Origin of the sequence: Pseudomonas rustica (assembly GCF_018336155.1) — a bacterium.
Classification (GTDB): domain Bacteria; phylum Pseudomonadota; class Gammaproteobacteria; order Pseudomonadales; family Pseudomonadaceae; genus Aquipseudomonas; species Aquipseudomonas rustica.
The window spans coordinates 467,441-481,007 of the sequence record NZ_JAGYHF010000003.1; the positions used below are offsets into that span (position 1 = coordinate 467,441).

At 59.4% G+C, this 13,567-nt stretch carries 11 protein-coding genes and 4 tRNA genes; 13 read left to right on the plus strand and 2 right to left on the minus strand.

Annotated elements, in window-relative coordinates; all coding sequences use genetic code 11:
* Positions 1-105: 105 nt before the first annotated feature.
* The 10 genes from gltX to KFS80_RS07640 all read left to right on the plus strand — a co-directional run bounded on the left by gltX (position 106) and on the right by KFS80_RS07640 (position 6,114).
* Complete coding sequence (gene gltX / locus KFS80_RS07595; RefSeq protein WP_053118904.1) at positions 106-1,587, plus strand: glutamate--tRNA ligase; 1,482 nt, start codon at positions 106-108, stop codon at positions 1,585-1,587.
* A 256-nt stretch (positions 1,588-1,843) separates the two neighbouring features.
* Positions 1,844-1,919 (plus strand) — tRNA-Ala (locus tag KFS80_RS07600).
* 80 nt (positions 1,920-1,999) lie between these two features.
* Positions 2,000-2,075 (plus strand) — tRNA-Glu (locus KFS80_RS07605).
* A gap of 52 nt (positions 2,076-2,127) precedes the next feature.
* Positions 2,128-2,203 (plus strand) — tRNA-Ala (locus tag KFS80_RS07610).
* A 79-nt stretch (positions 2,204-2,282) separates the two neighbouring features.
* Positions 2,283-2,358 (plus strand) — tRNA-Glu (locus tag KFS80_RS07615).
* Positions 2,359-2,539: 181 nt separating this feature from the next.
* Entirely contained in the window at positions 2,540-3,079 is a 540-nt protein-coding gene (locus KFS80_RS07620) for a TetR/AcrR family transcriptional regulator (protein ID WP_053118906.1), read from the plus strand.
* Positions 3,080-3,109: 30 nt separating this feature from the next.
* The gene (locus tag KFS80_RS07625) at positions 3,110-3,943 is read left to right on the plus strand and encodes an alpha/beta fold hydrolase (protein ID WP_212544403.1); all 834 of its coding nucleotides are present in this window, start codon (positions 3,110-3,112) and stop codon (positions 3,941-3,943) included.
* Between the two features lie 45 nt (positions 3,944-3,988).
* Positions 3,989-4,426 (plus strand): acyl-CoA thioesterase, encoded by a 438-nt coding sequence (locus tag KFS80_RS07630; protein ID WP_053118910.1) that lies wholly within the window; start codon positions 3,989-3,991, stop codon positions 4,424-4,426.
* Positions 4,427-4,589: 163 nt separating this feature from the next.
* Positions 4,590-5,549, plus strand: coding sequence for a tRNA dihydrouridine synthase (locus KFS80_RS07635; protein WP_212544404.1), 960 nt, complete (start codon positions 4,590-4,592; stop codon positions 5,547-5,549).
* 121 nt (positions 5,550-5,670) lie between these two features.
* Positions 5,671-6,114 carry an Hsp20 family protein gene (locus KFS80_RS07640; protein ID WP_159812944.1) on the plus strand — a complete coding sequence of 148 codons (444 nt, stop codon included), beginning with the start codon at positions 5,671-5,673 and terminating at the stop codon, positions 6,112-6,114.
* Between the two features lie 45 nt (positions 6,115-6,159).
* Here KFS80_RS07640 and KFS80_RS07645 read toward each other — a convergent pair whose 3' ends face one another.
* Complete coding sequence (locus tag KFS80_RS07645; protein ID WP_053118921.1) at positions 6,160-9,438, minus strand: sensor domain-containing protein; 3,279 nt, start codon at positions 9,436-9,438, stop codon at positions 6,160-6,162.
* Positions 9,439-9,507: 69 nt separating this feature from the next.
* The gene (locus tag KFS80_RS07650) at positions 9,508-10,398 is read right to left on the minus strand and encodes a LysR family transcriptional regulator (protein ID WP_053118923.1); all 891 of its coding nucleotides are present in this window, start codon (positions 10,396-10,398) and stop codon (positions 9,508-9,510) included.
* A 147-nt stretch (positions 10,399-10,545) separates the two neighbouring features.
* Between KFS80_RS07650 and leuC the strand changes: the two genes are divergently transcribed.
* The 3 genes from leuC (at position 10,546) to KFS80_RS07665 (ending at position 13,525) form a co-directional block, all read left to right on the plus strand.
* Positions 10,546-11,964: a 3-isopropylmalate dehydratase large subunit gene (leuC, locus tag KFS80_RS07655; RefSeq protein WP_212544405.1), complete on the plus strand. Its 1,419-nt coding sequence runs from the start codon at positions 10,546-10,548 to the stop codon at positions 11,962-11,964.
* 10 nt (positions 11,965-11,974) lie between these two features.
* Positions 11,975-12,619: a 3-isopropylmalate dehydratase small subunit gene (gene leuD / locus KFS80_RS07660; RefSeq protein WP_053118928.1), complete on the plus strand. Its 645-nt coding sequence runs from the start codon at positions 11,975-11,977 to the stop codon at positions 12,617-12,619.
* 138 nt (positions 12,620-12,757) lie between these two features.
* Complete coding sequence (locus tag KFS80_RS07665) at positions 12,758-13,525, plus strand: class I SAM-dependent methyltransferase (protein ID WP_212544406.1); 768 nt, start codon at positions 12,758-12,760, stop codon at positions 13,523-13,525.
* Positions 13,526-13,567 lie beyond the last annotated feature (42 nt).

The window sequence follows — 13,567 nt, forward strand, 5'->3', positions numbered from 1 at the left end:
GACGCAAACTTGGCTTAAATGCCCTGCCTGCTGGAGCGGGGCGGGTGTCGCCTGTTACCATTCGCCGCTTGATTGTTTTGCTTTTCATTATTTTCGAGACATGCCATGACCACCGTCCGCACTCGCATCGCGCCATCGCCTACCGGGGATCCCCACGTAGGTACCGCTTACATCGCATTGTTCAACTACTGCTTTGCCAAGCAGCACGGCGGTGAGTTCATCCTGCGGATCGAAGACACCGACCAGTTGCGTTCGACCCGCGAGTCCGAACAGCAGATCTTCGACGCCCTGCGCTGGTTGGGCATCGACTGGAGCGAAGGCCCGGATGTTGGCGGCCCGCACGGCCCGTATCGCCAGAGCGAGCGCGGCGACATCTACCAGAAGTACTGCCAACAACTGGTCGACATGGGTCATGCGTTCCCATGCTTCTGCACCGCTGAAGAACTCGATCAGATGCGCGCCGAGCAAATGGCTCGCGGCGAAACGCCACGCTACGACGGCCGCGCGCTGCTGCTGTCGAAAGAAGAAGTCGCGGCCCGTCTGGCCGCTGGCGAACCCCACGTGATCCGCATGAAAGTGCCGAGCGAAGGCGTTTGCGTGGTGCCGGACATGCTCCGTGGCGACGTCGAGATCCCGTGGGATCGCATGGACATGCAAGTGCTGATGAAGACTGACGGCCTGCCGACGTACTTCCTCGCCAACGTGGTCGACGATCACCTGATGGGCATCACCCACGTGCTGCGCGGCGAAGAATGGCTGCCATCGGCACCAAAACTGATTCTGCTGTATGAGTACTTCGGCTGGGAGCAACCAGAGCTGTGCTACATGCCGCTGCTGCGTAACCCGGACAAGAGCAAGCTGTCCAAGCGCAAGAACCCGACCTCGGTGACGTTCTACGAGCGCATGGGCTTCATGCCGGAAGCGATGCTTAACTACCTCGGTCGCATGGGCTGGTCGATGCCGGACGAGCGCGAGAAGTTCTCGCTGCAGGAAATGGTCGATAACTTCGACCTCAAGCGTGTCTCACTGGGCGGGCCGATCTTCGACATCGAGAAGCTGTCGTGGCTCAACGGCCAGTGGCTGCGTGATCTGCCGGTGGAAGAGTTCGCCAGCCGCTTGCAGACCTGGGCGTTGAACCCGGAATACATGATGAAGATCGCACCGCTGGTGCAGGGTCGCGTTGAAACCTTCAGCCAGGTTGCACCGCTGGGCGGATTCTTCTTCGCTGGTGGCGTCAATCCGGATGCCAAACTGTTCGAATCGAAAAAGCTCTCGGGCGATCAGGTTCGTCAGTTGATGCAGTTGATCCTGTGGAAGCTGGAAAGCCTGCGTCAGTGGGAGAAAGACAACATCACCGCAACGATTCAGGCAGTGGTTGAATCGCTGGAATTGAAACTGCGTGACGCGATGCCGCTGATGTTTGCTGCAATCACTGGTCAGGCGAGCTCGGTGTCGGTGCTCGATGCGATGGAAATCATTGGCCCGGATCTGACCCGCTTCCGTCTGCGTCAGGCGATTGACCTGCTGGGCGGCGTGTCGAAGAAAGAAAACAAAGAGTGGGAAAAGCTCCTGGCCGCTATCGCCTAAACGCTTTGCCTTCCTGTAGGAGCTGCCGCAGGCTGCGATCTCTTGATCTTGTTTTCAAAAGATAAAGTCAAAAGATCGCAGCCTGCGGCAGCTCCTACAGGTCTGTGTGACATCCCGAGTCCCGAATTTACGGGGGGAGGGCGGTAAGTGATTGTTATGCCGACGAAAAACTTTGAAATTTTTCAAAAATAAGTTTGACAGGCTTTCGATACGCCCTTAAGATTCGCCCCGTCCTCAGCGATGACATCAACGATGAGGGGCTATAGCTCAGCTGGGAGAGCGCCTGCATGGCATGCAGGAGGTCAACGGTTCGATCCCGTTTAGCTCCACCAATTTTACACTTCGAGGTCTGGCCACACCGGCCTTGAAGCGATCAGCACTCAGTGTTGGTCTGTTGTATAGAAGGGTTTGCGTCCCCTTCGTCTAGTGGCCTAGGACACCGCCCTTTCACGGCGGTAACAGGGGTTCGAGTCCCCTAGGGGACGCCAGTTTTACAGAAGTGATGTTGCAAAATGTCACTCCGCCGCGAGGCGATAAATCGGGGCTTTAGCTCAGCTGGGAGAGCGCCTGCATGGCATGCAGGAGGTCAGCGGTTCGATCCCGCTAAGCTCCACCAATTTTACAGTTCAAGGTCTGGCCACACCGGCCTTGAATCGATCAGCACTCAGCACTGATCAGTTGTATAGAAGGTTTGTGTCCCCTTCGTCTAGTGGCCTAGGACACCGCCCTTTCACGGCGGTAACAGGGGTTCGAGTCCCCTAGGGGACGCCACGATTACCCGCTCTGCGGGATTTTATAAGGGTCATTCAATTATTGAATGGCCCTTTTGTTTGTCTGGCGTTTGGCCAATTCTCCTATTTCCTAAACTGTGCTTCAGACCAGCGGTCATATCCTTGACTTGCAGAATATTATTATGCGAATAATATTCTAGTCGTAATATTCGGAGGCAACGATGAACGATAAAAAAGCTCAAACCCGCGAACGCATCCTCAAGGCTGCCAGCGCTGCACTGATCCAGCGCGGCCCGGCAGACCCTAGCGTGGGCGAAGTGATGGGTGCAGCCGGCCTGACGGTTGGCGGCTTCTACGCGCACTTCGAAAGCAAGGACGCGATGATGCTCGAAGCGTTCAAACAGCTGCTTGGCCGCCGCCGCGACCTGATTGCCGACATGGATGCCGAACTGACCGGTGAAGAACGCCGCGCGCTGGTGGCTGCGTTCTACCTGTCGCGCAAGCACCGTGATTCCAGCGAAGCGGCCTGCCCGATTCCGGCGTCGATCGGTGAGTTGGGGCGTCTGCCGGAATCGTTCCGCATCGCGCTGAACGAACACCTGGAATTGATGATTGCGCAGTTGGCGTCCAGCCCTGAGGACACCGACAAAGCCCTGGCTGATGTGGCCTTGATGGTGGGTGGCCTGGCCCTCGCAAGAGCGCTCGGCCCTGGAGATTTATCCGATCGATTGCTGCGCGCTGCCAAGTCGGCGGTGCGTTGACCTGAAGGCAACACGCCTGAGGAGAGAGCGATGAGCACGTTGAAATGGGTTCGTGGCGTTAATGGCACCTTAGGCTGGTTTGCACCGAAATTAGTGGCGAGCAAAATGCGTCTGGCGTTCATGACGCCGCGCGCGTTGCCACTGCGTGATTGGGAATTGCCGATGTTGGCCAGTGCCGAGCGCATCACCTTGCGTTTTGGCCTCTCGGCATTGCGCTGGGGCCAAGGCCCTGCGGTGCTGCTGATGCACGGCTGGGAAGGGCGGCCCACCCAGTTCGCCGCGTTGATCACGGCGCTCGTCGATGCCGGTTACACCGTCGTTGCGCTCGATGGCCCGGCACACGGCCGCTCACCGGGGCGTGAAGCCAACGTCGTCCTGTTCGCCCGCGCCATGCTCGAAGCCGCTGCCGAATTGCCGCCGCTGCAAGCGGTCATCGGTCACTCCATGGGCGGCGCCAGCGCGATGCTCGCCGTGCAATTGGGCTTGCGCACCGAAACCCTTGTCAGCATCGCCGCGCCGGCGCGCATTCTTGGTGTGTTGCGCGGATTCGCTCGCTACATGGGCATGCCACCGCGAGCACGTTCCGCCTTCATTCGTCAGGTCGAGCAGGACGTCGGCATGCGCGCCGCGACCCTTGACGTTGCCCACTATCAACTGGATATGCCGGGCCTGATCGTGCATGCCGAGGACGACAATTTCGTCTCGGTCAAAGAGTCGCAACTGATCCACGAATCCTGGTTCGACAGCCGTCTGCTGCGCCTTGAGGGCGGTGGCCATCAGCGTGTGCTCGCCGACCCGCGCGTGATTGATGGGGTGTTATCACTGCTCGCCGGCCGTAGCCTTCAGGCACGCCAATCGGCGTGAGCTCCGTTACACTGCCCCGGTTGAATAACTGACCGGGAGTGGGGCATGGGCTGGGATCGGGCAACGCCGTTTACCATTGATCTGCAAGTAGGTGCCGAAGACATCGACGGGCTGGGCCACGCGAACAACGCGGTCTACGTGACTTGGCTCGAGCGCTGTGCCTGGCGCCACTCGCAGCGTCTGGGGCTGGATCTGGTTGAATATCGGCGACTGGATCGGGCGATGGCCGTGGTGCGCCACGAAATCGATTATCTGGCAGCGGCTTATGAAGGCGATGAGTTGCAGCTGGCAACGTGGATTGTCGATTGGGATCAGCGCTTGAAGATGACCCGGCACTTTCAGTTGATCCGCCCGAGCGACAACACCACGCTGTTGCGCGCGCAAACCACGTTTGTCTGCATCGAGCTGTCCACCGGCAAACCCAAGCGCATGCCGGCCGAGTTTATCGAAGGCTATGGCCCTGCGATCCTGACCCCAGCCTGACCCGATCCCTGTAGGAGCTGCCGCAGGCTGCGATCTTTTGATCTTGATTATAAAAAACAACATCAAAAGATCGCAGCCTTCGGCAGCTCCTACAAGGGATCTGCGGTTTCCCGCGATATCCAGTAAACTGCCGCACGTTTTTTCCTTAAGTAGTGTTTTCCCCATGCAAATTGCTCTGGCGCCCATGGAGGGGTTGGTCGACGACATCCTCCGCGACGTGCTGACCCGCGTTGGCGGCATCGACTGGTGCGTGACCGAATTTATTCGGGTCAACGACCAGTTGCTCACCCCAGCGTACTTCCACAAGTTCGGCCCCGAGCTGCTCAACGGCGCCCGCACCGCTTCCGGCGTGCCCCTGCGCGTGCAATTGCTCGGTTCCGACCCGGTGTGCCTGGCGGAAAACGCTGCGCTGGCCTGCGAGCTCGGCTCCGAAGTGATCGACCTCAACTTCGGCTGCCCGGCCAAAACCGTGAACAAATCCCGTGGCGGCGCGGTGCTGCTGAAAGAGCCCGAGTTGCTCAACCAAATCGTCGAACACGTCCGTCGTGCCGTGCCTGCGCACATTCCGGTGACCGCGAAAATGCGCCTCGGCTTTGACAGCCCGGACGGCTCGCTGGTATGCGCCACGGCATTGGCCGAAGGCGGCGCCGAACACATCGTGGTTCACGCGCGAACCAAAATGGATGGCTACAAACCGCCGGCGCACTGGGAGTGGATCCCGCGCGTGCAGGACGTGGTAAAGGTGCCGGTGTTCGCCAATGGCGATATCTGGAGCGTCGAAGACTGGCGCCGTTGCCGCGAAATCAGTGGCGTCGAAGACATCATGCTCGGTCGCGGTCTGGTGTCGCGCCCGGATCTGGCCAAACAAATCGCCGCTGCCCGTGCCGGTGAAGAAGTCGTCGAGATGACTTGGGCGGAACTGATGCCGCTGATTCAGGACTTCTGGTTGCGAGCCAAAGCACAGATGACCGCTCGCCAATCGCCGGGCCGTTTGAAGCAATGGCTGGCGATGCTGACGCGCAATTATCCTGAGGCGACCGAACTGTTTACCGTGCTGCGCCGTGAGACTGAGCCGGATCATGTTTCGCGTTTGCTGGGTTTGCCGGTTGCCGAAGCGGCCTGAAAAAAATCTGCAAATAGTCTCTTGAAAACAAATCAGCGATCCCTATCTAGGGGTTACGCGATGCCGAATTCGGGTCGCGGAGTCAAAAAAACTTGCTGATTGTTTTCAGGAGATTTGAACCATGAGTACTGCATTTTCCCTCGCGCCACTGTTCCGTTCCTCGGTGGGCTTCGACCGTTTCAACGACCTGTTCGAAACCGCCCTGCGCAATGAGCCAGGCAGCAGCTACCCACCTTACAACGTAGAAAAACACGGTGACGACCAATACCGCATCGTCGTAGCGGCAGCCGGTTTCCAGGAAGAAGACCTGGAACTGCAAGTCGAGAAAGGTGTGCTGACCATCAGTGGCGGCAAGCGTGATGCCAACGAAGGCGTGACCTTCCTGCATCAGGGCATTGCCCAGCGTGCTTTCAAGCTGTCCTTCCGCCTCGCCGATCACATCGAGATCAAGGCAGCGGATCTGAGCAACGGCCTGCTGAGCATCGACCTGCTGCGCGTGATTCCGGAAGAAGCGAAAGCCAAACGCATCCCGATCAATGGGGGGCAGAAGCCGGCGTTGCAGTAAGCCGAGCAATGAAAAGGGCGCCAACGGCGCCCTTTTTTGTGTCCGCTATTCCAGCAACACCTTCAAATCATCCAGTGCCACCGGCCGGCTGTGCAGATAACCCTGATACAAATGGCAACCTAATCCCTGCAAAAACGCCAACTGCTCCGGCGTCTCCACCCCTTCGGCGATCACCTCCAGCTCCAGACTGCGCGCCATCGCCACGATAGCGCGGATGATCTCGGCATCGTTCGGATCCGTCGTCGCATCACGGATAAACGACTGATCGATTTTCAGCGTGTCCACCGGCAAGCGCTTGAGGTACGTCAGCGACGAATACCCTGTGCCGAAATCGTCCATGGCGAAGCTCACGCCGAGTTTTTTCAGGCGACGCATTTTGCTGATGGTGTCTTCCAGGTTCTGGATGACGATGCCTTCGGTGATTTCCAGTTTCAGCAGCGAGCAGGGCAAGCCGTGGCTGATCATGCTGTGTTCGATGCGTTCGACGAAGTCGTTCTGGCGGAACTGACGCGGGCTGATGTTCACGCACAGGCTGAAGTTGAGCGGGTCGACCAGTTTCAGTCCGATCAGCTGTTTGAAGGCGTCGCAGGCTTCGTCGAGGATCCACGTGCCGACTTCGAGAATCAGCCCGCTGTCTTCCAGAACCTTGATGAATTCGGTGGGCGATTGCGCGCCGAGTTCCGGGTGGTTCCAGCGCACCAGCGCTTCGGCGCCGATGATCTGGTTGTTGCGGGCATCGATCTGCGGCTGGAAGTGCACGTTGAATTCACCGCGCGATAGCGCCAGACGCAAATCGGTCTCCATGCGCAGCCGCTCGCTGGCGGCTTTCTGCATGGTGTTGTGGTACATCTGCGTGGTGTTGCGCCCGGAATCCTTGGCCCGATACAGCGCGATGTCGGCGCGTTTGAGCAGGTCGGTCGGGGTTGAACCGTGATCGGGAATCAGCGCCACACCGATGCTCGGCGTTACTTGCAGACGCTGGCCATCGAGGAACATCGGTTCCGAAAGCAATTCGCGGATGGTGTCGGCCAGTTCGCGCACTTGCGCACTGACTTCGTTGCGCGAACCTTCCAGACCGCTGAGCAGCACCACGAACTCATCGCCACCGAGGCGCGCGACCGTGTCTTCCATGCGCACGCTGGCTTCGAGGCGCGCGGTGATGATCTTCAACACCGTGTCGCCGACGGGATGGCCGAGGGAATCATTGATGTGTTTAAAGTGATCGAGGTCGAGAAACAGCAGCGCACCGCGCAGGTTGTGGCGCTTGAGCAGGGCGATCTGCTGGCTCAGGCGATCCATCAGCAAGGCGCGGTTGGGCAGGTTGGTCAGTGGGTCGTGATAAGCCAGATGGCGAATTTGTGCTTCGGCATTTTTCAGCAGACTGACGTCGCGGGCGGTCAGCAGCAGGCACGCGGTTTCGTTGAGGGTGATCGGTTCGACCGAAACTTCGACCGTGAGCATTTCCCCGCGCTTGTTGCGCCCAAGCATTTCCTGATGGTGGACGCGGCCCTTGATTTGTAACTCGGCGAGTAGCGCCGAGCGCTGTTTCTCCTCGGCCCAGATGCCGACCTGATACACGGTTTTACCGACGACCTCTTCAGCGCGATAACCGGTGAGGCGGCAGAAACCGTCGTTAACTTCCAGATAGCGCCCGGAATCACGTTCGGTGATGGTGATCGCGTCGGGGCTTGAGTGAAACGCCTTGGCGAATTTCTCTTCGCTGGCCTTCAGTGCAGCCTCTGAACGTTGTTGCTGAGTAATGTCGCGCAGGGTGGTGACGATGCACGGTTGATCGCCGACGCTGATCTGCCGACTGGAAATCACGCAAGTCAGCGACTGGCCGTCCTTGTGCTGGACGATGATCGCGACGTTGCTCAGGCCCTGTTCGCGGATCACCCGCTCGATGCGTTGCAGACTTTTTGCCGAAGCGTCCCACAGGCCGATTTCTTCGGCGGTGTGGCCGATTACGTCGCCGGCACTCCAGCCGAAAGTCTGGGTAAAGCTGTTATTGATCTCGATGAACTCGCCGCTGTCCTGGCGCGTGACGCAGATCGGGTCGGGGCTGACCTGGAACAGCGTGGCGAATTTTTCTTCTGAGGCGACCAAGCGCTGCTCTCGCTCAACCTGATCGGTGATGTCGAGCAACGTGCCGGCCATGCGCAGCGGCGCGCCGTTGTCGTCGCGGTAGAGGCGGGCGCGGCTTTCCAGATAGCGCGAGCTGCCGTCCGGCAGTTGCACGCGATAGGTCAGTTGATAATTGCCTGCCGGGCCTTCGCGCAGGCTGCGGTAGGCGTCGCGCATGCTGTCGCGTTCTTCGCCGGGCACGCCTTCGAAAAACTCGTCAAACGATTCATGGAACGGTTTCGCTTCAAGCCCGTGTAACTGCGCGGCGCGCGCCGAGCCGTAAAGCATGCCGCTGGGGATGTGCCAGTCCCACGTGCCGAGTTGCGCCGAGTCCAGCGCGAGGTCGAGACGTTCCTGGCTGTCCTTCAGCGCGTGCTCGGCAGCTTTGCGTTCGGTGGTGTCGAGGAAGGTGCTGAGCAGATAGGGTTGGCCTTCCAGTTCGACCTTCTGCGCGCTGAGAATGCCGTCGTGGATTTGGCCGTTGCTCGCACGGAACTGCACTTCCATGGCGATCAGTTCGCCTTTGGTGTTGGTCTTTTTGACCAGTTCGGCGCGTTGTTCGGGATGCACCCACAAACCGAGTTCCAGCGTGGTGCGGCCGATGGCGCTCTGTACCGGCCAGCCGAACAGGCTTTCAAAATACTGATTGGCCTCGCTGATCAGTCCGTCTTCCTGACGGGTGAGCAAAACCATGTTGGGACATAGGTGAAATAGCGTGGCGAAACGTTTCTCCGAGCTGCTCAGCGCTTGCTCGCGTTGGCGCTGGTGGGTGATTTCGCGAATCACCCCGATCATTCGGGGGCGGCCGTTTTTGTCCGGCAGCAGACTCCCGCTGATCTCCAGCCAGTGCAGGCTGCCGTCAGGCCATTGGATGCGGTGGTGCATCGCTTGCTCCAGCGGCGCACCGGCAATCACCGCGTGGAAGGCGCGCACGGTTTTCGCGCGGTCTTCCGGAGGCAATAAATCGAGGTATTCAAGGTCGGCCGGCAGCGGCTGGCGTGGATCGAAGCCGAACAATGCCTGCGTGCCCCGCGACCAACTGATCTGCCCGCGCTCGATGTCCCAATACCAGGCGCCGAGTCGGGCGCCGTTGAGCGCCGCGAGCAATTGCGGCGCACTTTCCCAGCTCTGCTCGGAATGCCGTGGATCAATTGCCTGAATGCGCGGCATCGGCGGGATACGGTCAACAGATTTCGGCATTGGTTACGGGCCTTGAGCTGGTTTATGCGTTAGGCACAGGGAAACGCGGCTCTATAGGAGTAGCACAAGTCAGCCGAGAGTCCCTGGCAGATCGATTTGTGCGTCCAGCAAGGCCATAAAGGCGCGCGCCGCGTTCGATAGCGTCCGTTCAGTGTGCAAGATATAGCCTAGCTGGCGCCGCAGCTGTATGCCCGGCAAAGCGATGCTTGCCACTTGATCATCGAGCATCGTGCGCGGCAGAACGCTCCAAGCCAGGCCGATCGAGACCATCATCTTGATGGTTTCCAGATAGTTGGTGCTCATGGCGATGTTCGGCGTCAGGCCCTGAGCCTCGAACAGTCGTTGGACAATATGGTGAGTAAATGTGTTGCCGCCGGGGAAAACCGCCGGATGGCCGGCAATGTCCGCCAGGCTGACGGCGCCGTTGCTGATCAGCGAATGCTCTGGGGCGACCACGAAATCCAGCGGGTCGTCCCACACTGGCGTGGCTTTGACCAGCGCATGCGGCTCTGGCGCCAGGGTGATCACCGCCAACTCGGCGCGGCCATGGAGAATTTCTTCGTAGGCCACTTCCGAATCGAGGAACTGAATATCCAGCGCGACCTGTGGGTAACGGCGGGTGAACTCCCTTAATAGCGGCGGCAAACGGTGCAGGCCGATGTGGTGACTGGTCGCCAGGGTCAGCCGGCCGCTGACTTCGCCGGTCAGGTTGGTCAGCGCGCGGCGGGTGTCATCGAGCACATTGAGAATCTGGTAGGCCCGTGGCAGCAGGGCGCGGCCGGCTTCGGTCAGGCCGACTTCCCGGCCGAGGCGATCAAACAGACGCACCTTCAGTTGCTGCTCCAAACCGGCGATACGTTTGCTGATGGCCGGCTGCGTCAGGTGCAACCGTTCGCCGGCGCCGGAGAAGCTGCCGGTCTCGGCGATGGCGATAAAAGCGTTGAGGTTGGCCAGATCCATGGTGGTATTCCAGTTGGTTATCCAAAGCATAAAAAATATGAATTTGAGTTATTTAATGTAACCCCATAGGATCGACCTCACAAGCCAAAGGGTTATTGAAACGTTCAAGGCCCGGGGCATAGAAACAAGCTGATGAGGAACCGTCTGATGGCCGGCAAAACGCTCTACGACAAGCTCTGGGATTCGCATTTGGTCAAGCAGCGCGACGATGGCTCGGCGCTGATCTACATCGATCGTCACATCATTCACGAAGTGACTTCGCCGCAAGCCTTTGAAGGTCTGCGTCTGGCCGGGCGCAAGCCTTGGCGCATTGATGCCAACATCGCGACCCCGGATCACAACGTACCGACCACCCCAGAGCGCAAGGGCGGCATCGAAGCCATTGCCGATCAGGTCTCGCGCTTGCAGGTTCAGACCCTCGACGACAACTGCGATGAATACGGCATCGTCGAGTTCAAGATGAACGACGTCCGCCAAGGCATCGTCCACGTGATCAGCCCGGAGCAGGGCGCAACCTTGCCGGGTATGACCGTGGTCTGCGGCGATTCGCACACCTCGACCCACGGCGCGTTTGGCGCTTTGGCGCACGGTATCGGCACCTCCGAAGTCGAGCACGTGCTCGCCACGCAGTGCCTGGTCGCCAAGAAAATGAAAAACATGCTGGTGCGCGTTGAAGGGCAATTGCCGTTCGGCGTGACCGCCAAGGACATCGTCCTCGCGGTGATCCGCAAGATCGGCACGGCCGGCGGTAACGGCCACGCCATCGAATTCGCTGGCAGCGCGATCCGCGATTTGTCCGTTGAAGGCCGCATGACCATCTGCAACATGTCCATCGAAGCCGGCGCCCGCGTAGGTTTGGTGGCAGCGGATCAGAAGACTGTCGACTACGTGAAGGGCCGTCCATTTGCTCCGAAAGGCGCGGAATGGGACATGGCCGTCGAGTCCTGGAAAGACCTGGTGTCCGACGCCGACGCCAAGTTCGACACCTTGGTTGAGCTCGACGCTACGCAGATCAAGCCGCAAGTCAGCTGGGGCACTTCGCCTGAGATGGTTTTGGCGGTTGATCAGAACGTGCCGGATCCGGCCAAAGAGATGGATCTGGTCAAACGCGACTCGATCGTCCGTGCCCTGAAATACATGGGTTTGACCGCCAATCAGGCGATCACCGACATTCAACTGGATCGCGTGTTTATCGGCTCCTGCACCAACTCGCGCATTGAAGACTTGCGTGCTGCGGCGGTGATCGCCAAGGGCCGTAAAGTTGCTTCAACCATCAAGCAAGCGATCGTGGTGCCGGGCTCGGGTCTAGTGAAGGCGCAGGCAGAGGCCGAAGGTCTCGACAAGATTTTCCTCGAAGCCGGTTTCGAATGGCGTGAGCCGGGTTGCTCGATGTGCCTGGCGATGAACCCGGATCGTTTGGAGTCCGGCGAGCATTGCGCCTCGACCTCCAACCGTAACTTCGAAGGCCGTCAGGGCGCCGGTGGCCGTACCCACCTCGTCAGCCCGGCCATGGCGGCGGCGGCAGCGGTGAACGGTCGTTTCATCGACGTTCGCGAATTGATTTAAGGAGCGCAGCATGAAAGCTTTTACCCAGCACACTGGTCTTGTCGCGCCTTTGGATCGTGCCAACGTCGACACTGACCAAATCATTCCGAAACAGTTTTTGAAGTCGATCAAACGCACCGGTTTCGGCCCGAACCTGTTCGATGAATGGCGTTACCTCGATGTCGGGCAACCGTATCAGGACAACTCCAAGCGTCCGCTGAACAAGGACTTCGTCCTCAACGCCGAGCGTTATCAAGGCGCCAGCGTGTTGCTGGCCCGCGAGAACTTCGGTTGCGGCTCCAGCCGTGAACACGCGCCATGGGCGCTGGAAGAATACGGTTTCCGCAGCATCATCGCGCCGAGCTACGCCGACATCTTCTTTAACAACAGCTTCAAAAACGGCTTGCTGCCGATCATCTTGAGCGACGCTGAGGTTGATGAGTTGTTCAAGCAGGTCGAGGCTGAGCCGGGTTATCAATTGCAGGTCGATCTGCAAGCACAGACCGTGACCAGCCCGAATGGCAAGGTGTACAGCTTTGAGATTGATGCGTTCCGTAAGCATTGCCTGTTGAACGGTCTGGACGATATCGGGCTGACCTTGCAGGACGGTGATGCGATTGCGACGTTTGAGGCCAGGCATCGGGTTAGCCAGCCGTGGTTGTTTCGCGACGCATAAGCAAGATTTGGGATTGATGTAGTCAGGGCCGGCCCCTTCGCGAGCAGGCTCGCTCCCACAGGGGAATGCATTTCAAATGTGGGAGCGAGCCTGCTCGCGAAGGGGCCAGCCCAAACAACGCAAATACAGGATGTGACCATGACCAGCACCGCCCAACACACCCAGGTCGTACAAAAGCAATTCGGTGAGCAGGCCGCCGCCTACCTGAGCAGCGCCGTTCACGCTCAAGGCACCGAATTCGCGCTGCTACAGGCGGAGCTGGCCGGGCAGGGCGAGGCTCGTGTGCTGGACTTGGGTTGTGGCGCCGGTCACGTCAGTTTTCACGTGGCATCGCTGGTCAAGGAAGTGGTCGCTTACGACCTGTCGCAGCAAATGCTCGACGTGGTCGCCGCCGCTGCGATTGATCGCGGTATCGGCAACATTGCCACGGTCAACGGTGCCGCCGAGCGTCTGCCGTTTGCCGATGGCGAGTTCGACTTCGTGTTCAGCCGTTATTCGACGCATCACTGGAGCGATCTAGGTGTAGCCCTGCGCGAAGTGCGTCGGGTGCTGAAGCCGGGCGGTGTGGCGGCGTTCGTTGACGTGTTGTCACCGGGCAGTCCGTTGTTCGACACTTACCTGCAAAGCGTCGAAGTGCTGCGCGACACCAGCCATGTGCGCGATTATTCTGCCGCTGAATGGTTGCGCCAGGTCAGCGAGGCCGGTTTGCATGTGCGTAGCACTGCGCGTCAGCGCCTGCGTCTGGAGTACACCACTTGGGTTGAGCGCATGCGCACACCCGAAGTGATGCGCGCCGCGATCCGCCAGTTGCAGCAGTCGATGGGCAACGAAGTGCGCGAATATTTTGAGATTGATGCCGACGGCTCGTTCAGTACAGATGTAATCGTATTGATGGCTGAGCGCTAAGAATTTTTCCGGGCGCGCCCTGAACGGCGCACCGACTGAAGA